The organism is Amycolatopsis palatopharyngis, from assembly GCF_003385185.1.
Taxonomy (GTDB): Bacteria; Actinomycetota; Actinomycetes; order Mycobacteriales; family Pseudonocardiaceae; genus Amycolatopsis; species Amycolatopsis palatopharyngis.
On record NZ_PQHZ01000006.1, the window covers coordinates 142,200 to 162,088 of the forward strand.

Sequence of the window (19,889 nt, forward strand, 5' to 3'; positions counted from 1 at the left end):
AGCGCCACCTCGACCCGGCAGGTGACCGAGGGAACGACCCAGGTACCCGAGCCGGGTCCGAACCAGAGCGCCGAGACCTACTCGTCGGCCGGTGGTGACACCGACGTGGTCGCCATCGCGCCCGAGGGGGCCGAGGGCATCCTCGAGGACGCCCCGCTGGCCGACCCGTTCGGCCCGGACGTGGTGGCCAAGGCGCAGAACCTGATCAACCGTTATCCGCAGTCCCGGTCCGCGTTGTTGCCGATGCTGCACCTCGTGCAGTCGGTACAGGGTTACGTCAGCCAGGAGGGAATCTCCTTCTGCGGCAGGCAACTGGACCTGTCCGACGCCGAGGTCAGTGCGGTCGTGACGTTCTACACGATGTACAAGCGCCGGCCCTGTGGCGAGCATCTGGTCAGCGTCTGCACCAACACGCTGTGCGCGGCCATGGGCGGCGACGCGATCTACCGGAAGCTGCAGGAGCATCTCGGTACGGACGGCGCGCCGCTGGGTCACGAGGAGACCGCGGGCTCGCCGGGCGAACCCGGCTCGGTCACGTTGGAGCACGCGGAGTGCCTCGCCGCCTGTGACCTCGCGCCGGTGCTGCAGGTCAATTACGAGTACTACGACAACCAGACCACGGACAGTGCGGTCGAGCTGGTGGACGCGCTGCGCAACGGGGAGCGTCCCGCACCCACCCGTGGTGCGCCGCTGTCGGACTTCAAAGGTGCCGAGCTGCAGCTGGCCGGGTTCTTCCCGGAGGACGAGCAGGCCTACCGCGCCGATGTGGACGGTCGCTCCGCCGCTGTGGAAACACTGCGCGGAGCCCGGCTGGCCGAGGAACGCGGCTGGACCGCACCCGTGATGCCGGACAACGTGGCTCTGCCGGAGGTGGAGAAAAAATGACTCCGGATCAGTCGGAACGTCCAATGCGCACCTTGCGCATGCGCGCGCGCTCACCCGAAGGGCTCGCGATCGTGGAGGCGGGCCGCTCGGCCTTCGGGAAGTGCGCTTCATCGCGGAAGCCAAGGTCCGTCTACGCGATCGCGATCGCGCGCTCGGAGGTGGAGAAGAAGTGACCGTCGATCCCGTTACCCCGGTACTCACCAAGCGCTGGCTGTCCCCGAACTCCTGGCGGTTGGAGACCTACGAGCAGCTCGAGGGCTACACCGCCATCCGCAAGGCACTGCGCGGCACTCCGGAACAGCTGGTGCAGCTGATCAAGGACGCCGGGCTGCGCGGTCGTGGCGGAGCGGGCTTTCCGGCCGGTGTGAAGTGGAGCTTCATGCCGCCCAACGAGGACAAGCCGCATTATCTGGTCATCAACGCCGACGAGGGCGAGCCGGGAACCTGCAAGGACATCCCGCTGATGATGGCCGATCCGCACTCGCTGATCGAGGGCTGCATCATCGCCGCCTACGCGATGCGCTCGCATCACTGCTTCATCTACGTCCGTGGCGAGGCCCTGCACTGCATCCGCAGGCTCAACGCGGCGGTTCGCGAGGCATACGGCGCCGGTTACCTCGGCAAGGACATCCTGGGTAGCGGGTTCGACCTCGACATCACCATCCACGCTGGGGCGGGCGCCTACATCTGCGGCGAGGAGACGGCGCTGCTGGACTCGCTCGAGGGACGCAGGGGCCAGCCGAGGCTGAAGCCGCCGTTCCCGGCGGCCTCCGGTCTCTACGCCGCCCCGACCACGGTGAACAACGTGGAGACCATCGCCAGCGCGCCGTTCATCGTCAACGCCGGTTCGGGCTGGTTCCGGGAAATGGGCAGGGAGAAGTCGCCCGGCCCGAAGATCTACTCGATCTCCGGGCATGTCGAGAAGCCGGGACAGTACGAGTGTCCATTGGGGACGACGCTGCGTGAGCTGCTCGAACTGGCCGGTGGCATGAAGGACGGGATCCCGCTCAAGTTCTGGACGCCCGGCGGTTCCTCCACCCCGATGTTCACCGCGGAGCACCTGGACACCCCGCTGGACTTCGAGGGCGCGGCGGAGGCCGGCTCGATGCTCGGCACCACCGCGGTCATGGTGTTCAACGAAACCGTGTCCGTGCCGTGGGCCGTGATGAAGTGGACCCAGTTCTACGAGCACGAGTCCTGCGGCAAGTGCACTCCCTGCCGGGAGGGCACCTACTGGCTGGCCCAGGTGCTGGAGCGCATGGTCGAGGGCAAGGGCACCGAGGAGGACATCGACACCCTGCTCGACGTCTGCGACAACATCCTCGGCCGCTCGTTCTGCGCACTCGGTGACGGTGCCGTCAGCCCGATCACCAGCGGTATCAAGTACTTCCGGGACGAGTTCCTCGCGCTGTGCGAGAAACAGCACCCGAGCAAGGCCGAACAGACACCCGCGCTGGCTGGAGCGTCCTCATGACGATCGCACCGGACAAGCCCGAGACCGCGGAGATCCCGGTCCCCGAGGGGCACGTCAAGCTCATCATCGACGGCGAGGAGGTCATCGCGCCGAAGGGTGAGCTGCTGATCCGTACCGCCGAGCGGCTGGGCACGGTGATCCCCAGGTTCTGCGACCACCCGCTGCTCGATCCCGCAGGTGCGTGCAGGCAGTGCCTGGTCGAGGTCGAGATGAACGGCCGGCCGATGCCGAAGCCGCAGGCCTCGTGCACGATGACCGTCGCCGACGGCATGGTCGTCAAGACCCAGCTCACCTCGCCGGTCGCCGACAAGGCGCAGCAGGGCGTGATGGAGCTGCTGCTGATCAACCACCCGCTGGACTGCCCGGTCTGCGACAAGGGTGGCGAGTGTCCACTGCAGAACCAGGCGATGGCGCACGGCCGAGCGGACTCGCGGTTCCGGGACACCAAGCGGACCTTCCCCAAGCCGTTGCCGATCTCCAGCCAGGTGCTGCTCGACCGCGAGCGTTGCGTGCTCTGCCAGCGTTGCACCCGGTTCTCCGCGCAGATCGCGGGCGACCCGTTCATCGAGTTGCTGGAGCGCGGTGCCCACCAGCAGATCGGCACTGCCGAGACGGCCGACGTGCTGGACATGGCCTCCCGCACCACGAGCGGGCAGCCGTTCCAGAGCTACTTCTCCGGTAACACCATTCAGATCTGCCCGGTAGGCGCACTCACCAGTGCGCAGTACCGGTTCCGTTCGCGCCCATTCGATCTGGTGTCCGCACCGAGTGTGTGCGAGCACTGCTCGTCGGGCTGTGCCGAACGCACCGACTTCCGGCGCGGCAAGGTGATGCGCAAGCTCGCCGGTGACGACCCCGAGGTCAACGAGGAGTGGCTCTGCGACAAGGGGAGGTTCGCCTTCCGTTACGCGACGGCTCCCGATCGTCTGCGCAGGCCGATGGTGCGCAACCAGGAGACCGGGCAGCTGGAGGAGGCCTCCTGGACCCAGGCGCTGCGAGTGGCTGCCGACGGGCTGACGAAGGCGCGCGAAGCACTGGGTGTCGGCGTGCTGCCCGGCGGCAGGCTGACCGTCGAGGATGCCTACGCCTACACCAAGTTCGCCCGGGTCGCGTTGCGTACCAACGACATCGACTTCCGTGCGCGCGCACACTCCGCCGAGGAGCTGGACTTCCTTGCCTCGCGGGTCGTGGGCACCACGCCGGAGCATGTGAGCTTCGCCGGTCTCGAGTCCGCGCCGGTGGTCCTGTGTGTGGCGTTCGAGCCGGAGGAAGAGGCGCCGATCGTGTTCCTGCGCCTGCGCAAGGCCGCGCGGGACCAGGGCACAAAGGTCGTCCACATCGGACAATGGACGACGTCCTCTGTGCGTAAGACGTTCGGCGAGCTGCTTGCCTGTGAGCCGGGGGCTGAGGCGGCGGCCGTGGAGGGCATCGCCCGTTACGCCACCGACCTGGACGAGCAGTTGCGACGCGACGGAGCCGTGGTGCTCGTCGGCGAGCGGGCAGCCGAGGTGCCCGGGCTCTTCGCCGCACTGCACCGTCTTTCCGAGCGGACCGGCGCTCGACTGGCCTGGGTTCCGCGCAGGGCGGGGGATCGGGGCGCTGCCGAGGTCGGCGCGCTGCCGACGCTGCTGCCAGGTGGGCGCATCGTCCAGGACGCCGAAGCTCGTGCCGAGGTGGAACGGCTGTGGGGTCTCGGAACAGGCGCACTGCCTGCCCAGCCGGGCAGGGACACCGGTGGAATGCTGGCCGCTGCCGCGGCGGGTGAACTGTCCGGCCTGTTGGTCGGCGGCGTCGATCCCCTCGACCTGCCGGACCCCGAACTCGCCGAACAGGCACTCGCGGCCGCCGACTTCGTGGTCAGCCTGGAGTTGCGCGAAAGCCCGGTCACCGAGCACGCCGATGTGGTGCTGCCGGTGGCCCCCGCGGCGGAGAAATCCGGTAGCTACCTGAACTGGGAGGGTCGCCGCCGCGAGTTCGACGTGACCCTGCGGGATACGGGCGCACTGCCCGACTGCCGGGTGCTGGACACCCTCGCCGTCGAGATGGACGCCGATCTCTTCACCCAGACCCCGGCCGCCGCCGCGGCCGATCTCGCCAAGGTGGCCGCCACGACGGCCACGGTGGCCCCCGCGGCCCCTGATGTTCCTGGCGTCGCTCCGGCCGCGGCCGGAGCAGGGAAGGTGTTGCTGGCCACCTGGCGGCAGTTGCTGGACAACGGCTCGCTGCAGGACGAGGAGCCGCACCTGGCAGGCACCGCGCGGCCTGCGGTGGCGCGATTGTCGGCCTCGGACGCGAAGTCGGTCGGCAACCGGGTCACCGTCGCAACAGAACGGGGTTCGATCACGTTGCCGGTGGAGGTCGCCGACCTGCCCGACGGTGTGGTCTGGCTGCCGGGCAACTCCGACGGCTCGAGAGTCCGCGCCTCACTGGGCGCAGGGCATGGTGCCGTGGTTTCCATCACGGCCGGAGGTGAGGAATGACCACCCTGCTCGCGCAGGCGCCGGAACAGCTCAGCCGGGCCGAACTGCTGGCCGACGATCCATTGTGGCTGATCCTGATCAAGGCCGTGGTGATCCTGCTGATCGGTCCGGTCATGACCATCGGGCTGATCGTGTGGGAGCGCAAGGCCGTCGGCCGGATGCAGAACCGCCCTGGCCCCAACCGTGTCGGCCCCGGCGGCTACCTGCAATCGCTCGCCGACGCGCTCAAGCTGCCGTTCAAGGAACAGATCATTCCGGACAGCGCCGACCGGAAGGTATACTTCCTGGCGCCGGTGATCTCGGCGGTGCCCGCGCTGATCGGTCTCTCCCCGATCCCGTTCGGCCCCGAGGTGACGATCTTCGGCGAGCGTACGGTGCTGCAGCTGATCGAGCTGCCGGTGAGTGTGCTGGTCGTGCTGGCCACTTCGGCGATCGGCGTGTACGGGCTCGTGCTGGCGGGCTGGTCATCCGGTTCGCCGTACCCCCTGCTGGGTGGCCTGCGGTCCGCGGCACAGGTGATCTCCTACGAGATCGCGATGGGTCTGTCGATCCTCGGTGTCGCGCTGTACTCGCAGTCGCTGTCCACCGGCGAGATCGTCGAGGCGCAACAGGGCGGCTGGTACTTCTACCTGCTGCTCCCGAGTTTCGTGATCTTCCTGATCTCCATGGTCGGTGAGACCAACCGGGCACCGTTCGACCTCCCGGAGGCGGAGTCCGAACTGGTCGGTGGTTTCCACACCGAGTACAGCTCGATGAAGTTCGCCATGTTCTTCCTCGCCGAGTACGTCAACATGGTGATCGTCTCCTCGTTCTGCACCACACTGTTCCTCGGCGGATGGATGGCCCCGTGGCCGCTTTCCACGATCGGCGACGGTGTGCTCAACACCGGCTTCTGGCCGCTGTTGTGGTTCTTCGGCAAGGTTTTCCTGCTGCTGTTCGGCTTCATCTGGCTGCGCGGCACGCTGCCCCGGTTCCGCTACGACCAGTTCATGAAGCTGGGCTGGAAGGTCCTGGTGCCGGTCGGGCTCGTGTGGTTCCTGCTGATCGCGGCGATCCGCGCCATCCGCAACGACGCGGAGGTCACCACCGGCCAGATCCTGGTCGTCGGCGGAGTCACGATCGTCCTCCTGGTGCTGCTGACATTGCTGCTGCCGGAGAAGGAGATCAAGGACTCCGACGCCGTGCCGATCACCGGTGGCGGTTATCCCGTGCCGCCGCTGGACCTGAAGGTCCCCGACACCACACCGCGCCGCAAGGCGCTCAAGGCCAAGGCCAAGGCGAGCAAGCAGGAACCCGCCGCGGTTGGTTCCGGTAAGGACAGCGGCGATGAATGAACTCCGGGGTTCCGGTCGCGCTCGAACGTCGGACAGAGAGGAGGCTCGCGATGGGAATGTTTGACCCCGTCAAGGGCTTCGGCGTCACCTTCGCGAACATGTTCAAGAAGGTGGCCACCGAGGAGTATCCGGAGATCGGTGCGCCCGCCGCACCGCGCTACCACGGCAGGCACCAGCTGAACCGGCATCCGGACGGGCTGGAGAAGTGCGTTGGCTGCGAGTTGTGCGCCTGGGCCTGCCCGGCGGACGCGATCTTCGTCGAGGGTGGCAACAACACCGAGGAGGCCCGCTACTCTCCCGGCGAGCGCTACGGTGCCGACTACCAGATCAACTACCTGCGCTGTATCGGTTGTGGACTGTGCGTCGAGGCCTGCCCGACCCGATCCCTCACGATGATCAACTTCTATGAGCTGGCCGACGACGACCGGCAGAAGCTGATCTACACCAAGGAGGACCTGCTCGCCCCGCTGCTGGCCGGTATGGAGCAGCCGCCGCACCCGATGCGACTCGGGGACAACGAGCAGGACTACTACGTCAACGGTCCCGAACTGGCCGTCGACCGCGGTGTCCCCGAGGGCGAGACCGTCGAGACCTCCGAAGAGAAGGCCATGCAATGATCGCGCTGTCTTCGGCCCTGGTGCTCGCGCAGGGTTCCGCGGAGAACACCGTGACGACCGGTGAGGCGATCGCGTTCTGGGTGCTTGCCCCGGTCGCGCTCGCCGGGGCGCTCGGCATGATCTTCGCGCGCAATGCGGTGCACTCGGTGCTCTGGCTGGCACTGACGATGCTGACGCTTGGCGCGCTGTACATGGTGCAGCAGGCGCCGTTCCTCGGCTTCACACAGATCATCGTCTACACCGGCGCCGTGATGATGCTGTTCCTCTTCGTGCTGATGCTGGTCGGCAAGGACAGCTCGGACTCCGTGGTCGAGGTCCTGCGTGGACAACGGCTGGTGGCCGCACTGCTCGGAATCGGGATGGCGGGGCTGTTCGCGGCCGCGCTGGCCCGTTCGATGGCCGAGGTGACCGCGGCCCCGCTGCTGGATCCGGCCAATCCGGACGGTGGTGGCGCCAGCGGCCTCGGCCGGCTGATCTTCACCGAGTACCTGTTCCCGTTCGAGCTCACCTCGGCGTTGCTGATCACCGCGGCGATGGGCGCGATGGTGCTGGCCTACACCGATCGGCATGGCAAGGGCGGCAAGCGCTCGCAGCGGGAACTGGTGGAAGCCCGGTTCCGCGGTGAGTACGAACGGCCTTCGCCGCTGCCGGGTCCCGGCGTGTTCGCCACTTCCACATCGGTGGCCACCCCCGCGCTGCTCCCGGATGGCTCGATCGCACCGGAGTCGCTCTCCGCGCTGATCGAGTCGACCCCGACCGCGCAGTACGACGTCGAGCAGCGGCGCCTCGCGGCGGTGGAAACCGAAGCGGGGCCGGACGCGCACTCGCTCGTTGCTGCCGAAGACGACTCCGCCACCGAGGCCGAGGAGGGGCAGAAGTGACCCCGACGTACTACCTGCTGCTGTCGGCACTGCTGTTCGCCATCGGTGCGGTCGGTGTGCTGGTGCGACGCAACGCCATCGTGGTGTTCATGTGCATCGAGCTCATGCTCAATGCCGTGAACCTCTCGCTGGTCACCTTCGCGCGGATCAACGGCTCGATCAACGGCCAGGTGATGGCGTTCTTCGTGATGGTCGTCGCCGCCGCCGAAGTTGTGGTCGGGCTGGCGATCATCATGTCGATCTTCCGCACCCGCCGATCCGCGTCGATCGACGACACGAACCTGCTGAAGTACTGAGGGAGCCGAGTAAGTGATCACCTCCTCGTGGCTGCTGGTCGCGTTTCCCGCGCTCGGTGCGCTCATCCTGCTGGTCGGCGGAAAGCGCACCAACGCGTGGGGACACGTGCTCGGCTGCGCCACAGTCATCGCGTCCTTTGTGTACGCCCTGGCGATGTTCTTCGCCAGCAGCTTCGACCAGGCCGCCGACACGACGCTGTACTCGTGGATTCCGGTAGAGGCGCTGCAGGTCGACTTCGGACTGCGGATCGATCCGCTGTCCATGACGTTCGTGCTGCTGATCACCGGCGTCGGCGCGCTGATCCACATCTACTCGATCGGATACATGTCCGACGACGAGGGTCGCAGGCGGTTCTTCGGTTACCTGAACCTGTTCGTCGCTTCGATGCTGGTTCTGGTGCTGGGCAACAGCTTCGTGATGCTGTACCTCGGCTGGGAGGGTGTCGGCCTCGCGTCCTACCTGCTGATCGGCTGGTACCAGGACCGTCCGTCCGCGGCCACCGCCGCGAAGAAGGCGTTCCTGATGAACCGGGTCGGTGACGTCGGCCTCGCCATCGCGATCTTCCTGATGTGGAAGCACATCGGCAGCACCGGCTACGCCGAGGTCTTCGCCGGAATCGGCGACCAGTCGCCGGCCGTGATCACCGCGATCGCGCTGCTGCTCCTGCTCGGTGCGGCCGGCAAGTCCGGTCAGTTCCCGCTGCAGGCCTGGCTGCCGGACGCGATGGAAGGTCCGACACCGGTCTCAGCACTGATCCACGCGGCGACGATGGTCACCGCGGGCGTCTATCTGATCGCCCGTGCCGCCCCGATCTACAACCTCACTCCCACCGGCCAGCTGGTGGTCACCATCGTCGGCGCGTTCACGCTGCTGCTCGGCGCGATCATCGGTTGTGCCTACGACGACATCAAGAAGGTGCTGGCGTACTCCACTGTCAGCCAGATCGGCTACATGATGCTGGCCGTCGGGCTCGGTCCGTTCGGTTACGCGCTGGCGATCACGCACCTGCTCACCCACGGGTTCTTCAAGGCAGGCCTGTTCCTCGGGGCCGGTTCGGTCATGCACGGCATGAACGACGAGGTCGACATGCGCAAGTTCGGTGGCCTCTACAAGAAGATGCCGATCACCTTCGCCACCTTCGGTCTCGGCTACCTGGCGATCATCGGTTTTCCGTTCCTTTCCGGCTTCTACTCCAAGGACGCGATCATCGAAGCCGCGTTCGGCCAGGAAGGCTGGCGAGGATGGGTGTTCGGTGGTGCCGCGCTGCTTGGTGCCGGGATCACCGGCTTCTACATGACACGCCTCGTGCTGCTGACGTTCTTCGGGAAGCAGCGGTGGAAGGACATCAAGTCCAGCGACGGCCGCGAGTTCCACCCGCACGAGTCGCCGCCGGTGATGACCGGGCCGATGATCGTGCTCGCGATCGGTTCGGTCGCGGCAGGATTCGTGTTCACCCAGGGCGACATGCTCATCGAGTGGCTGGCCCCCTCGGTCGGCGAGCTGCAGGAGTCCGAGCACGGGGTGCTGCCGCACGCGCTGGTACCGATTCTGACGGTCGGGCTCTCCGCCCTCGGGGCCCTCGCCGCCTGGCTGTTGTTCGGCAGGCGGGACACCTCGGTGGAACGTCCCCGTGAGGTCTCCGCCGTGGTGCGGGCCGCCCGCAACGATCTGTACGGCAACGCGATCAACGAGAATCTGGTCGCCAGGCCGGGGGTCTGGCTCACCAGGTTCTCGGTCTACCTCGACAACCGGGGTGTCGACGGAGCCGTTAACGGGATGGCCGCACTGCTCGGCGGCACCTCCGGCAGGCTGCGCCGGATGCAGACCGGCTTCGTCCGCTCCTACGCGCTGTCCATGCTGGGCGGGTCCTTCCTGCTCGTGGCCGCGCTGCTCCTGGTGAGGTTCGCATGACTCTGTTGCTCGCACTGATCCTGCTGCCGCTGGCCGGCGCACTGGCGCTGACCGCATTGCGCGGCAACGACAAGCTGGCCACGCTCGTCGCGCTCGGGGTATCGGTGGCGGAACTGCTGCTGATCGTTCCGCTGTGGCTCTCCTACGATCCGGGCGGCGAGCGGATCCAGCAGGCGAGCTCGATGGACTGGATTCCGGCGTTCGGGATTCACATCTCGTTCGGCATGGACGGCATCGCGCTGGTGATGATCGCCGTCATCGCGCTGCTGGTGCCGATCGTGATCGGCGCACTCGGCAGCACCGACAAGCTGCCAGCCGGGCGCAGTGCGGGCGGCTACCTCTCGCTGATCCTGGTGCAGGAAGCGCTGACGATCGGGGTCTTCGCCGCCACCGACGTCTTCCTGTTCTACGTCCTGTTCGAGATCATGCTGATCCCGATGTACTTCCTGATCGGCGGCTACGGCGGGCCGAACCGGCAGTACGCGGCGGTGAAGTTCTTCCTGTACTCGTTCCTCGGTGGACTGATCATGCTGGCGTCGGCCATCGGCGCCTACTCACTCGCCAGTGACGAACTCGGGCAGGGCACCTTCGACTGGGCCACCCTGGTGGCGGTCGTCAGCGAGGCCCCGCTGAGCACGCAGATCTGGTTGTTCCTCGGGTTCTTCCTGGCCTTCGCGATCAAGGCGCCGCTGGTGCCGTTGCACACCTGGTTGCCGGATGCGGCTGGGCAGGCACCGATCGGTGTCGCCGTGCTGCTGGTCGGCGTGCTGGACAAGGTCGGCACGTTCGGCTTCCTGCGCTACTTGCTGCCGATGTTCCCGGCAGCCAGCGTGGAACTCGCACCGTTGGTGCTGGTGCTCGCCGTGGCCGGAGTGATCTACGGGTCGATCCTCGCGGCAGGGCAGCAGGATCTCAAACGGTTCATCGCCTACGTCTCGATTGCCCACTTCGGCTTCATCGCGCTCGGCATCTTCGCCTTCAACACGCAGGCCATGGTCGGCTCGGTGTCCTACATGCTCAACCACAGCCTCGCGACCGGCATGCTGATCCTGGTGATCGGCATGGTGATCGCGCGGGGCGGCTCCACCAGGATCTCCGACTACGGCGGGATGTCCAAGGTGACCCCGCTGCTCGGCGGAATGCTGCTGATAGCCGGACTGTCGACATTGTCCCTGCCGGGTACGAACTCGTTCATCAGTGAGTTCCTCGTACTGCTGGGGGCGTTCGAGACAAGGCCGGTGTTCGCGATCATCGCAACGGTCGGAATGGTGCTGGCCGCGGTCTACGTGCTGTGGCTGTACCAGCGGATCATGACCGGGCCGGTGCGCGGGGACGCGATGATCGGTGCCGGGGGTGGCCCGGGCACCACGATGGCTCCCGAAGCGGGTGCGAAGAAGGCGATGAAGGACCTGTCCGCACGTGAGATCGCGCTGCTGGCGCCGATGGTCGTACTGATCATCGGTCTTGGCTTCTACCCGAAACCCGTGCTGGACACCGTGACGCCGTCGGTAGAGGCCACTATGGACTCTGTTTCCGTGCAGGAAGGCAACTGATCAATGCTCGACGTTCTTCTTGCCCAGCAGGCGCAGCCACTCGAGGCTCCGGCCATCGCGTGGGCTGCCGTGCTGCCGATCGTGCTGGTCCTCAGCGCCGCCTGCCTCAGTGTGCTGCTAGAGGCATTCCTGCCCAAACACCAACGCTGGCCCGCGCAGGTCACACTGTGCCTGCTCACCCTCGCCGGTGCTGGGGTCGCGCTCGGCGCGTACGTCATGGATGCGCCCGAGCAGGGGTTGACCACGTTCAGTGGAACGCTGGCAGTGGATACTCCCGCGTTGTTCCTCTGGGGCACGCTGCTGGCGCTGGCGCTCGGTGCGATCCTGCTGATCGCTGACCGGTCGGTGGAGCCGGGCGGGGCGTTCGTCGCGCAGGCCGGGATTCGTCCTGGCACCGTGCAGGACCGGGCGCAGGTCGGTTCCACGGGGATGCAGACCGAGGTTTTCCCGCTGACGCTGTTCGCGCTCGGCGGCATGATGACCTTCACCGCGGCCAACGACCTGCTGACGATGTTCATCGCGCTCGAGGTGCTGAGTCTTCCGCTGTACCTGATGTGCGGTCTGGCGCGGCGGCGCAGGCTGCTGTCGCAGGAGGCGGCGGTCAAGTACTTCCTGCTCGGCGCGTTCGCCAGCGCGTTCTTCCTTTATGGACTCGCGCTGCTCTACGGCTACGCGGGCTCGGTCCGGCTGTCCGATATCGCGAACGCCACCGCGGGCACGGACCGGTCCGACACTCTGCTCTTCGCCGGGCTCGGACTGCTCGTGGTCGGCCTGATGTTCAAGGGGTCCGTCGGCCCGTTCCACACGTGGACTCCCGACGTCTACCAAGGTGCGCCGACGCCGATCACGGCATTCATGGCCGCCTGTACGAAGGTCGCGGCGTTCGGCGGAATCCTGCGGGTGTTCACCGTCGCGTTCGAGTCGACCAGCTGGGAGTGGCGCGGCGTGCTGTGGGGCGTCGCGATCGTGTCGATGGCGATCGGTGCGATCATCGGGCTGACGCAGACCGACATCAAGCGGATGATCGCGTACTCCTCCATCGCACACGCGGGCTTCCTGCTGATCGGTGCGATCGCGATGACCGAGGACGGGCTGTCCGGCACCTTGTTCTACCTGCTGGCGTACGGCTTCACCACGATCGCGGCGTTCGGTGTGCTCAGCCTGGTGCGCGACTCGACCGGGGAGGCGACACACCTTTCGGCGTGGGCAGGACTGGCGAAACGCTCGCCGTTGGTGGCGGGTGTGTTCACGTTCCTCATGCTCGCGCTCGCCGGAATCCCGCTGACCAGTGGCTTCATCGGCAAGTTCGTGGTCTTCTCGGCGGCGCTCTCCGACGGTATGGCCCCGCTCGTGGTGATCGCGCTGGTGTTCAGCGCGGTCGCGGCGTTCTTCTACCTGCGCGTGGTCGTGTTGATGTACTTCTCCGAGCCCGCCGCCGACGGTCCCACGGTGAGCGTGCCCGGCGCGTTCACCACAGCGGCGATCACCCTTGGCGTGCTGGTGACACTGCTGCTGGGCATCGCTCCCTCCTTCGCGCTCGACTGGGCGGGCGCTGGGGGCTTCGCCTTCTGACGCAGGTGCTCGTCCGCCGCTGACTTTCTGTTCCGAGTGGCACCCGCTCGGTAGCCATCCCCGGTTACGCTGCTCCTACCAACGGATTGGCAGGGGAGGGTTCCGTGGGTGGATACAAGGTCAACATCGCCGAACTCGGCAGACTGATCCAGACCCTTGAGGATGGGGCAGAACAGGTCCGGGACGCGAACAAGACGTTGGCGGCGGTCGGGCAGCTGGAGATGCTGGGCAACGAAACGCTCAAGGGCGAGGCGCACCGGTTCGAGGAGAAGTGGGAATCGGGACCCTCCATGGTCGCGCAGCGTGCAGGCGAGCACCGAATCTCCCCCGAAGCCGCCGGGCAGCTACAGGAGGTGGTGATTCCGGAGTTCAAGGCCGAGTTCCAGATCCTCGCGCCGGATGCTGCCCACCTGGTGGTCATGGTGATCACCACGACCAGTGAGATCGGTTGGCCTGCCGTGGCGGCCGAGGCGATGCGCGTAGCCAACAGCGTCCGTTTCGAGTACCCGGACGACTCCCGGCTCGACGCAAGCGAGTATTGATGGAGCAACTCGTCGCCTGGGGCATTATTTTTGTACTTGCTGGGATTCCAATCTTGACTGCCATTCCGCTTATTGTAATCGCGATGCGGCAAGCCAACATCGAGCGAGAGCGGCTTAAGCTAACTCACTACTACTTCTGCGGTCATCCGCAAGTTGCCCTGCCGCTTGCCGGATGGAAGATCCCCGTAGCAGGAATTCGCCTTCTTGCCTGGCAGCGTGGCTATGCCGAAGTTGGTGGGCCGAATCCAGGAACTCTCGTATTCCGCTTGCTCGAGACAGCACCGGACGGTCCTCCTGCCGTGCCCGCCGCCGCACCCGCCGTGGCGGCTACCGGTCACCCGACGCGGAGGCAACTCCGCAGGAGGCGGCAGTTGACCAAACGACTGGAGTCCGGCCACATTGCCTGGGCGCGACTACGAGAGTTGGGCATCGGAATGGCCGAACTCGACAACGTGGCGAGAGCAAAGGGATTCAGCCTCGCGCGAAGTCTGGGTAACCGTGATGATCCCACGGTGTTGCTCAGTCGAGTTCCCATTTGGCGAGTGAGCGACGCCACTGATTCTAGAATTGGTCGATCGTTGACGTCGCTCGAACGCCGAGTCGCGATAAGTGCAGGCGGGGGATTGACTGCTGTCGCTGGCGGAACTTGGATGTTTGTCTTGCTCTACGGTGATTTGCCAGTCGTGCTCAACGTCGGTATCGGGATCTTCGCGGCACTCTCGGTGGGCGCCACTGTGTGGCTCGCCGTCGGGGTCTGGGTTAGAGATACGACCCACCGGATGTCGTTGATGATCCGAGAATTTGACGGTCGAATGAAGCTCGCCCTGTATGGAAATTTCTACCTCTTGGATCGATGGGTGATCGGCGACGTGGCTAATGAACTTGGCTACGCGTACGTCGGCTCGTACCACGGCATCTACGGATCGTCCCGGATGAACCATGTCCGCATCGTCTACGCGCGCACACCCAACTACCAGCCGAGGGGGCAACGATGATCGAGCAGAGCAGTAGGGATCTCGTCGAGGAGATGCGCTGGCAACTCGGAAAGATCCGGGACAGGGAGGCCGCGAACGAGGAGTTGCTCGGCAAGCTGGATGAGGCCAAGCAACAACTCGCGGCCCTTGAAGCGAGGGTGAGTTCACCCGACGGGCGGGTCACGGTGGCGGCGGGATCGGGAGGGATCGTGCGTTCGGTCGAGCTGGCCGAGAACGCGATGAACGCCAACGCCAAGACGCTCACGGCGACGATCAACGCCACGGTGCAGGCCGCGATCGCCGAGGCGACGGGCAAGCAGTTGGAGATCGTGCGAGCGCAAGTCGCGGATGATGTCGATCCGGTGCGCATCCTCGGCCCGCAGGCCAAATTCGCGAGCTTCGGCAACACGGCGATCACTTCGGACACCGGCGTTGCGGTACAGGAGCAATCCCGACCAGCTGCCGAAGGCGATGACGACGCGTTTCACGACCCGCTGGCCGACGACGAACCCGATCGGGCTCCTACTTGGTCGGCTCCGGCTGAGGACACGTCCCACTCCGACGATGAAGACGAGTTCCACCAACGGCTGGGCCTCGATCAGCGCTGAATGGTCTGGACTGCTGGGGAGGCGTACTCGTTGGAGCCGTCCCACGCCACAGAGATGTCAGCGATCACCTCGCCAGCTTGATCGAACTGGTCGACCTCCGCGTAGACAAAGCTGTACAGCCCGGCCTCGTGCCGCCCGACGCGGAGCAGGTCGATCGCCCACGGGTGTAGCCGCTCGATGAACAGCGCGTGCTTGCCGAGGGCCTGATTGACCTCAGCGAACCCGATGCTCTCCACGTAGACGTCGTTGACGCCGACCTTTCGGTGATCGAAGGCGAAGAAGCCGTAGCGCATTGAGATCTCCCCCGAATGGTGTGAATGATTACTGCATAACTATGGGTCACCCAGTGGCATGTGGCAAGATTTGTCCCCGGAACGGGGAGGTCTCAAATGCCAAAGCCCAAGCCGAAGCCGCAGGCTCGCGGACTGGCGGAAGGTCTGCGGATAGCGCGCAAGGCCAGCAAGCTGGCCATGGTCGAGGTTGCGGAGAAGTTGCAGTGGTCGCAGTCCACCCTGAGCCGCATCGAAACCGGGGTCCGGAATGCATCAGCGGAAGAAGTCTCGGCATTGCTGGCCGTCTACCAGGTGACCGGAGAGCAACGGGACAGCCTTATCGAGATGGCACGGGACGTCGATCGGCCCAACTGGCTGGAAACCCGCTACAGCGATGTGCCGAACCAGGCGAAGACACTCGCCCAGTTCGAGTCGGACGCACGCCGGATCGTGGACGTAGGGCTGATCCTGATCCCGGGCCTACTGCAGACCGCGTCCTACACCCGTTCCTTGATGAACTCCGGTGGTGTGCGACCTGCAGACATTCAGGCAAGAGTCGATCTTAGGATCGAGCGGCAGAAGGTCCTGGCTCAACGAAATCCGCCGCACTTGGTGACGTTCATCGACGAGGCAGCCCTACGCAGGCGCATCGGCGGAGCGCGCGTAATGGCCGATCAGCTCCGTCATCTGGTAACCGTGGCGCGCCGAAGTAGTGTCGAACTGCGCGTGATTCCATTCGACGTAGGTGGTCATCCCGGTGTCAACGGCGCATACGTTCTGCTGGAGTTCGCCGACGCACGCCCGGTCGTGCACCTGGAACACCGTCGGTCTGGAGTGTTTCTGCACCAGGCGATCGATGTCGATCCATACGTCGAGGCAACGGCTAGTATGAACGCGATCGCCCTGGAGCCTATGCAGTCAGTGCGTATGGTGGAGGTGATCGCTGAAAGCTACGACTGACCTTCGTGAGAGGACGGCCCGCCATGGACCACAACACGACCTCGTGGAGGAAGTCCAGCTACAGCGGGACCGAGTCGAACTGTGTCGAACTGGCGATGACCGTCGAGCGGACCGCTATCCGGGATTCCAAGGCGCCGGACTCCGGTGCGCTGGAAGTTCCTCGCGGCGCCGCGATCGCCCTGTTCACCCAGCTGCGGGCGCACTGACTCAGGCCACCCGTGCTTGTAGGTCCGCGAGTCGCGCGGCAAGCGTTGCCGGTTGGCCCGGGAACACCGTGATCTGCTGGCTCCCGCGTGGGCCGCTCATTTCCAACCCGATTCGGCCCGCGTCGATATCGAGGTAGGACAACGTGTCGACGGAAGCATGTCGCGTGCCGTCCTTGGAACGGGCGACGTGCAGGTACCCGAAACCGTAGTGGCGCACGGAGAAGATGTCGTCCAACTCGCGCGCCTCCGGGCTGCGTGCCTCTGGCTCGTCGTACACGCCGGTTACGCCGTTCTCGTCGCGCCGGAAATCTCGCTGTGACAGGGAGAACGTCGTGAATCCGGCGGCTGGAAACTCCGGTAGGTGCGCGACGAGAGTGCCTTCCAGGTCGCGGTCGTCGGCGGGGTTCAGCCACACCCGGCGGTCCTGATGCAGGGCGGTGACGGCCGTTCGCCCCCGAGCGGCGACGAGCACGCTGAACTGCTCATCCCCGGTGCGGATGTGTGCGTAGCACTCGCGCTCAGGCCTGGCCAGTACGTGGATGGCGTCCTCGAAGGCCTCGCTCGGCCGGCCTCCCGTGGTCAGACCGGCGTCGGCCAGCTCGTTCAGGGCCTCCTGGTTGACCTGCCGTGCCGCCTCCGGCGGGACATAGCGGGCGCCGCCTGCGAAGACCTCGTGCGGTTGCCCGCATCCCGCGCCGCTGAGCGCGGTCAGCAGGGTGTGCAGCGACAGTCGGGCCGTGCGCTCGATGACCACCGTGACTCCCCTCCCGATGGTTACTTCGCGCGCTTCTCCCCGATGACCGGTGGCGTCGGCTTCTCCTCGGTGCCACCGAACGTCGTCTCAGGATCGGGATTGGTCAGGTATGCGGCCCGCTGATGTTCGTTGTCCTCGCCGCCCTTGCCGCGCCCGCCACCAGCGCCCATCGGCATCGCGCCGCCTCGGGGACCGCCGGCTGTTCCGCCAGTTCCCGGCACGGGACGTCCTCCACCTGCAGCGGCCTGCCCCGGGGGAACCGCGCCGGTGCCGCGGCCGGGAGTCGCACCGGTACCCGCGCCGGGAGCGCCCCCGCCAGGTGTGCTGCCACCGAGACGTCCTACACCTCCGCCGCCAACGCGTCCCGAGCCCGATCCACCAGCGCCTCCACCGGTTTTCGCTGATCCGCTGCCGCCGCCGGTGGTCGGCACGATTCCGGTTCCACCGCCGTAGGGCCCTGGCGTGTTGAGGTTGCTGATCGGCTTCCCACTCGGACCGAACTGGTAGCCGCCCTGCTGCGACTGCTGGGGAATCGGCTGCGGCCGGTAGTTCGATGCCGAAGTGCCGCCAGTGTCAGTGTTCGCCTGCGCCGCAGGCGGGGCACCGGTGCTTCCGGGCGTCCCGGCGGGAGGAGGCGCCTGGTAATTGCGCGTCCCACTGCCCGAACTCCTCGTGGGCGCACCACCCGAGGCCCCGACCGACCCGCCGACGACGGGCACCGGTCCGGGCTTGGTGCCGGTCCCGGTGTCCTTCGCGGTGTTGCCATCGACCATGGTGATGGCGCTGTCCGGAGCGGTGAGCGTGGTGTAGCTGGCGGGAATGGTCTGCCCGTTGCTCTTGCTCGCCGCGTCGTATGCGGCGAAGGCGTCGATGTTGGCCTGGCTGGTGGTTTGGTACTCGGCCATGTTGCGGGTGTGCACTGCAAGGCCCGAACTGAACGTGTCGAACATGCCCTGGCTGGTCATCTCAGGTGGGTCGGGCGGCACCGGAACCACAGTGTTGCGGACTGTGTCGAACGCCCCGACCTGCTGACCGATGGCGCTGTCGGCGTTGTGCAGCAGATCGGCATCGCGATCCGACGCGTCTGCAAGGGGTTTCGCCGCACCGGCAGCCGCCTCGCCCGCCTTGCCCTGCCATCCCTCCTGCATCTGCCTGGTCAGCGCGTTGACCTCGTGCGAGCAGTCGCCGAGACGATTGCGCAGGGTGGCTGCCGCCTGCTGCGCAGCGGCCAACCGGGAGCTGCCAGGCCCGCCGTGGACCTGGTTGTAGATCTCCGTTGCGGTCAGCGGGACGCGAGCAATCTGCGCGCCGGACATCAGTTCCGCTCCTTGATGTTGGCGATCACGGTGGAGGCCACCTCGTGCACGGCCTCGCAGGGATCGATCTTGCCGATCTTGTCCTCGGAGAGGGCGATGCTCACATTGACCGTTTGGGTGTCGCTTGTCCCGACATCGAGGTTGCATCTGCCCTCGGGGCGCTGGTCGCCCAAGTCGTAAGCGACAGCCGGGTATCCGGTGATCGGAGGTAGCTCGATAAAGAAGGCGGCTTCGTCCCGATTGCTGTAGATACCGCTCAGTCCGGACTGGTCTACTGTCGGGAAAATCACGCCAATGCTTGCTTGGCCGATCCCCGCAGCGTTCCAGGTGCAGGCGGGTCCGGCGGCGCCGTCGGGCCGGGGTTTGGTGGTGACGCCGTCGCCGAAAAACTCGGTCATTTCGGCGTCTGTGATGGCGGCGCAGGGGTCCTGCTGCCGAAAATAACTGGTGTCGAGCGGGTTTTCGACCTTGGGGGCGCCGTGGCGAGGCAGAGAGTCGCCGTTCCCGTCCGACGTGCTGGTGCCCGGACCGGCATCCGGCGTAACGGGGTTTGGTGTTCCGGGTTCTTCGCCGGAGCAGCCTGCCGCGACAGCGGCGAGGAATGCGACGCCGACGGTGGTCTTCCAGCGGGGCATCAGAACTTGCCTTCCTGTGTCGTCACGTCGGCGGTGGCGTCGTCTTCGGCGTTGGCGTACTTGCCCATGGCTGCGCGGGTCTTTTCGGCCTCGTTGCGACAGAACTTCTCCCGCGCGACCAGGGTGTCCCATAGTGCCTGGCCAGACGCGCGCACCAACTGTGCATTGTCGCCACTGGCGTACTCGGCGCCGGGCCCTTCCGCTTCGGCGATGCGCCGTGCGTCTCGCTGACCGTCCAGGAACGTGTCCGCCAGGTCCTCCCACTTCGTGACTAGCGCCTGCAGTTGTTCCTCGGTGAAGGCGTAGCCGGGGCCGTTGACCTTGCCGCGAATGACGCCGCCGAAGGCCGCGCCCCCGGCGATCCCACTGTCGTCAAGCACTGGCCGACCCTCCCGGCATGCACACTTCGCGCAGCGCTGCGCCCCCGACTGACTGGCCGGTTGGGCACGGCTGATGCGGCGTCATGAGTCCCTCCCCGAGACACGAACACTGCCGACGCACCGTCGCCTCCCCGGCACGCTGCGTCTTCGACGGCTTGAAACTAACACGCGTTCCCGAACCATTGGCCGCTATCGCCGGAATCACCGGCCCTTGGTGACACGGAATTGCACCCCAAAT

Annotated in this window: 21 protein-coding genes; 16 read left to right on the forward strand and 5 right to left on the reverse strand. The window is 66.2% G+C overall.

Annotated elements, in window-relative coordinates; translation table 11 throughout:
- The first annotated feature begins 21 nt into the window (after window positions 1-21).
- From nuoE to D0C15_RS06740, 14 genes are all read left to right on the forward strand, one after another.
- Window positions 22-885: an NADH-quinone oxidoreductase subunit NuoE gene (gene nuoE / locus D0C15_RS06680; RefSeq protein ID WP_245975612.1), complete on the forward strand. Its 864-nt coding sequence runs from the start codon at window positions 22-24 to the stop codon at window positions 883-885.
- Window positions 882-1,058 (forward strand): hypothetical protein, encoded by a 177-nt coding sequence (locus D0C15_RS33970; RefSeq protein ID WP_162829922.1) that lies wholly within the window; start codon window positions 882-884, stop codon window positions 1,056-1,058. The genes nuoE and D0C15_RS33970 overlap by 4 nt, the downstream gene beginning before the upstream one ends.
- A complete protein-coding gene (gene nuoF / locus D0C15_RS06685) occupies window positions 1,055-2,359 on the forward strand; it encodes an NADH-quinone oxidoreductase subunit NuoF (protein WP_116041752.1) in 1,305 nt (434 codons plus the stop codon). The genes D0C15_RS33970 and nuoF overlap by 4 nt, the downstream gene beginning before the upstream one ends.
- Window positions 2,356-4,839, forward strand: a complete 2,484-nt coding sequence (locus D0C15_RS06690; RefSeq protein ID WP_116041754.1) for an NADH-quinone oxidoreductase subunit G — start codon at window positions 2,356-2,358, stop codon at window positions 4,837-4,839. The genes nuoF and D0C15_RS06690 overlap by 4 nt, the downstream gene beginning before the upstream one ends.
- Entirely contained in the window at window positions 4,836-6,173 is a 1,338-nt protein-coding gene (nuoH, locus tag D0C15_RS06695; RefSeq protein WP_116041756.1) for an NADH-quinone oxidoreductase subunit NuoH, read from the forward strand. Before D0C15_RS06690 ends, nuoH begins: the two co-directional genes overlap by 4 nt.
- On the forward strand, window positions 6,170-6,790 hold the full coding sequence (gene nuoI, locus D0C15_RS06700) for an NADH-quinone oxidoreductase subunit NuoI (protein WP_281270664.1): 621 nt from the start codon (window positions 6,170-6,172) through the stop codon (window positions 6,788-6,790). Before nuoH ends, nuoI begins: the two co-directional genes overlap by 4 nt.
- Entirely contained in the window at window positions 6,787-7,671 is an 885-nt protein-coding gene (locus D0C15_RS06705) for an NADH-quinone oxidoreductase subunit J (protein WP_116041759.1), read from the forward strand. Before nuoI ends, D0C15_RS06705 begins: the two co-directional genes overlap by 4 nt.
- Complete coding sequence (nuoK, locus tag D0C15_RS06710; protein ID WP_116041761.1) at window positions 7,668-7,967, forward strand: NADH-quinone oxidoreductase subunit NuoK; 300 nt, start codon at window positions 7,668-7,670, stop codon at window positions 7,965-7,967. Before D0C15_RS06705 ends, nuoK begins: the two co-directional genes overlap by 4 nt.
- Window positions 7,968-7,980: 13 nt before the next feature.
- Window positions 7,981-9,879: an NADH-quinone oxidoreductase subunit L gene (gene nuoL, locus D0C15_RS06715; protein WP_116041763.1), complete on the forward strand. Its 1,899-nt coding sequence runs from the start codon at window positions 7,981-7,983 to the stop codon at window positions 9,877-9,879.
- Entirely contained in the window at window positions 9,876-11,432 is a 1,557-nt protein-coding gene (locus D0C15_RS06720) for an NADH-quinone oxidoreductase subunit M (RefSeq protein WP_116041765.1), read from the forward strand. Before nuoL ends, D0C15_RS06720 begins: the two co-directional genes overlap by 4 nt.
- A gap of 3 nt (window positions 11,433-11,435) precedes the next feature.
- A complete protein-coding gene (gene nuoN / locus D0C15_RS06725) occupies window positions 11,436-13,004 on the forward strand; it encodes an NADH-quinone oxidoreductase subunit NuoN (protein ID WP_116041767.1) in 1,569 nt (522 codons plus the stop codon).
- A 104-nt stretch (window positions 13,005-13,108) separates the two neighbouring features.
- Window positions 13,109-13,546: a hypothetical protein gene (locus tag D0C15_RS06730; protein WP_116041769.1), complete on the forward strand. Its 438-nt coding sequence runs from the start codon at window positions 13,109-13,111 to the stop codon at window positions 13,544-13,546.
- Window positions 13,546-14,541: a hypothetical protein gene (locus tag D0C15_RS33975; RefSeq protein ID WP_162829923.1), complete on the forward strand. Its 996-nt coding sequence runs from the start codon at window positions 13,546-13,548 to the stop codon at window positions 14,539-14,541. The genes D0C15_RS06730 and D0C15_RS33975 overlap by 1 nt, the downstream gene beginning before the upstream one ends.
- Window positions 14,538-15,128: a YbaB/EbfC family nucleoid-associated protein gene (locus D0C15_RS06740; protein ID WP_116041772.1), complete on the forward strand. Its 591-nt coding sequence runs from the start codon at window positions 14,538-14,540 to the stop codon at window positions 15,126-15,128. Before D0C15_RS33975 ends, D0C15_RS06740 begins: the two co-directional genes overlap by 4 nt.
- On the opposite strand, the gene D0C15_RS06745 is transcribed toward D0C15_RS06740, so the two are convergent.
- Entirely contained in the window at window positions 15,119-15,421 is a 303-nt protein-coding gene (locus tag D0C15_RS06745; RefSeq protein WP_116041774.1) for a hypothetical protein, read from the reverse strand. The two genes, D0C15_RS06740 and D0C15_RS06745, sit on opposite strands and share 10 nt — an antisense overlap.
- A 96-nt stretch (window positions 15,422-15,517) precedes the next feature.
- Between D0C15_RS06745 and D0C15_RS06750 the strand changes: the two genes are divergently transcribed.
- Both D0C15_RS06750 and D0C15_RS06755 read left to right on the forward strand, forming a co-directional pair.
- On the forward strand, window positions 15,518-16,360 hold the full coding sequence (locus D0C15_RS06750) for a helix-turn-helix domain-containing protein (RefSeq protein WP_116041776.1): 843 nt from the start codon (window positions 15,518-15,520) through the stop codon (window positions 16,358-16,360).
- A 23-nt stretch (window positions 16,361-16,383) separates the two neighbouring features.
- Window positions 16,384-16,566: a DUF397 domain-containing protein gene (locus D0C15_RS06755; RefSeq protein WP_116041778.1), complete on the forward strand. Its 183-nt coding sequence runs from the start codon at window positions 16,384-16,386 to the stop codon at window positions 16,564-16,566.
- A 1-nt stretch (window position 16,567) separates the two neighbouring features.
- Here D0C15_RS06755 and D0C15_RS06760 read toward each other — a convergent pair whose 3' ends face one another.
- From D0C15_RS06760 to D0C15_RS33980, 4 genes are read right to left on the reverse strand one after another with little or no spacing between them, the layout of a single operon-like run.
- Window positions 16,568-17,320: an ESX secretion-associated protein EspG gene (locus tag D0C15_RS06760; RefSeq protein ID WP_162829924.1), complete on the reverse strand. Its 753-nt coding sequence runs from the start codon at window positions 17,318-17,320 to the stop codon at window positions 16,568-16,570.
- A gap of 20 nt (window positions 17,321-17,340) precedes the next feature.
- Window positions 17,341-18,636, reverse strand: a complete 1,296-nt coding sequence (locus D0C15_RS06765; RefSeq protein ID WP_116041782.1) for a PPE domain-containing protein — start codon at window positions 18,634-18,636, stop codon at window positions 17,341-17,343.
- Window positions 18,636-19,271 (reverse strand): DUF3558 domain-containing protein, encoded by a 636-nt coding sequence (locus D0C15_RS06770; protein WP_162829925.1) that lies wholly within the window; start codon window positions 19,269-19,271, stop codon window positions 18,636-18,638. The genes D0C15_RS06765 and D0C15_RS06770 overlap by 1 nt, the downstream gene beginning before the upstream one ends.
- Window positions 19,271-19,651 carry a hypothetical protein gene (locus D0C15_RS33980; RefSeq protein ID WP_162829926.1) on the reverse strand — a complete coding sequence of 127 codons (381 nt, stop codon included), beginning with the start codon at window positions 19,649-19,651 and terminating at the stop codon, window positions 19,271-19,273. The genes D0C15_RS06770 and D0C15_RS33980 overlap by 1 nt, the downstream gene beginning before the upstream one ends.
- Window positions 19,652-19,889: the final 238 nt, after the last annotated feature.

Bases quoted from the DNA above. Each gene is read 5' to 3' on its own strand.
- D0C15_RS33970 (WP_162829922.1), top strand. From the start codon at position 882: ATGACTCCGGATCAGTCGGAACGTCCAATGCGCACCTTGCGCATGCGC.
- D0C15_RS06690 (WP_116041754.1), top strand. From the start codon at position 2,356: ATGACGATCGCACCGGACAAGCCCGAGACCGCGGAGATCCCGGTCCCC.
- nuoH (WP_116041756.1), top strand. From the start codon at position 4,836: ATGACCACCCTGCTCGCGCAGGCGCCGGAACAGCTCAGCCGGGCCGAA.
- nuoI (WP_281270664.1), top strand. From the start codon at position 6,170: ATGAACTCCGGGGTTCCGGTCGCGCTCGAACGTCGGACAGAGAGGAGG.
- D0C15_RS06705 (WP_116041759.1), top strand. From the start codon at position 6,787: ATGATCGCGCTGTCTTCGGCCCTGGTGCTCGCGCAGGGTTCCGCGGAG.
- D0C15_RS06720 (WP_116041765.1), top strand. From the start codon at position 9,876: ATGACTCTGTTGCTCGCACTGATCCTGCTGCCGCTGGCCGGCGCACTG.
- nuoN (WP_116041767.1), top strand. From the start codon at position 11,436: ATGCTCGACGTTCTTCTTGCCCAGCAGGCGCAGCCACTCGAGGCTCCG.
- D0C15_RS33975 (WP_162829923.1), top strand. From the start codon at position 13,546: ATGGAGCAACTCGTCGCCTGGGGCATTATTTTTGTACTTGCTGGGATT.
- D0C15_RS06740 (WP_116041772.1), top strand. From the start codon at position 14,538: ATGATCGAGCAGAGCAGTAGGGATCTCGTCGAGGAGATGCGCTGGCAA.
- D0C15_RS06745 (WP_116041774.1), bottom strand. From the start codon at position 15,421: ATGCGCTACGGCTTCTTCGCCTTCGATCACCGAAAGGTCGGCGTCAAC.
- D0C15_RS06750 (WP_116041776.1), top strand. From the start codon at position 15,518: ATGCCAAAGCCCAAGCCGAAGCCGCAGGCTCGCGGACTGGCGGAAGGT.
- D0C15_RS06755 (WP_116041778.1), top strand. From the start codon at position 16,384: ATGGACCACAACACGACCTCGTGGAGGAAGTCCAGCTACAGCGGGACC.
- D0C15_RS06765 (WP_116041782.1), bottom strand. From the start codon at position 18,636: ATGTCCGGCGCGCAGATTGCTCGCGTCCCGCTGACCGCAACGGAGATC.
- D0C15_RS06770 (WP_162829925.1), bottom strand. From the start codon at position 19,271: ATGCCCCGCTGGAAGACCACCGTCGGCGTCGCATTCCTCGCCGCTGTC.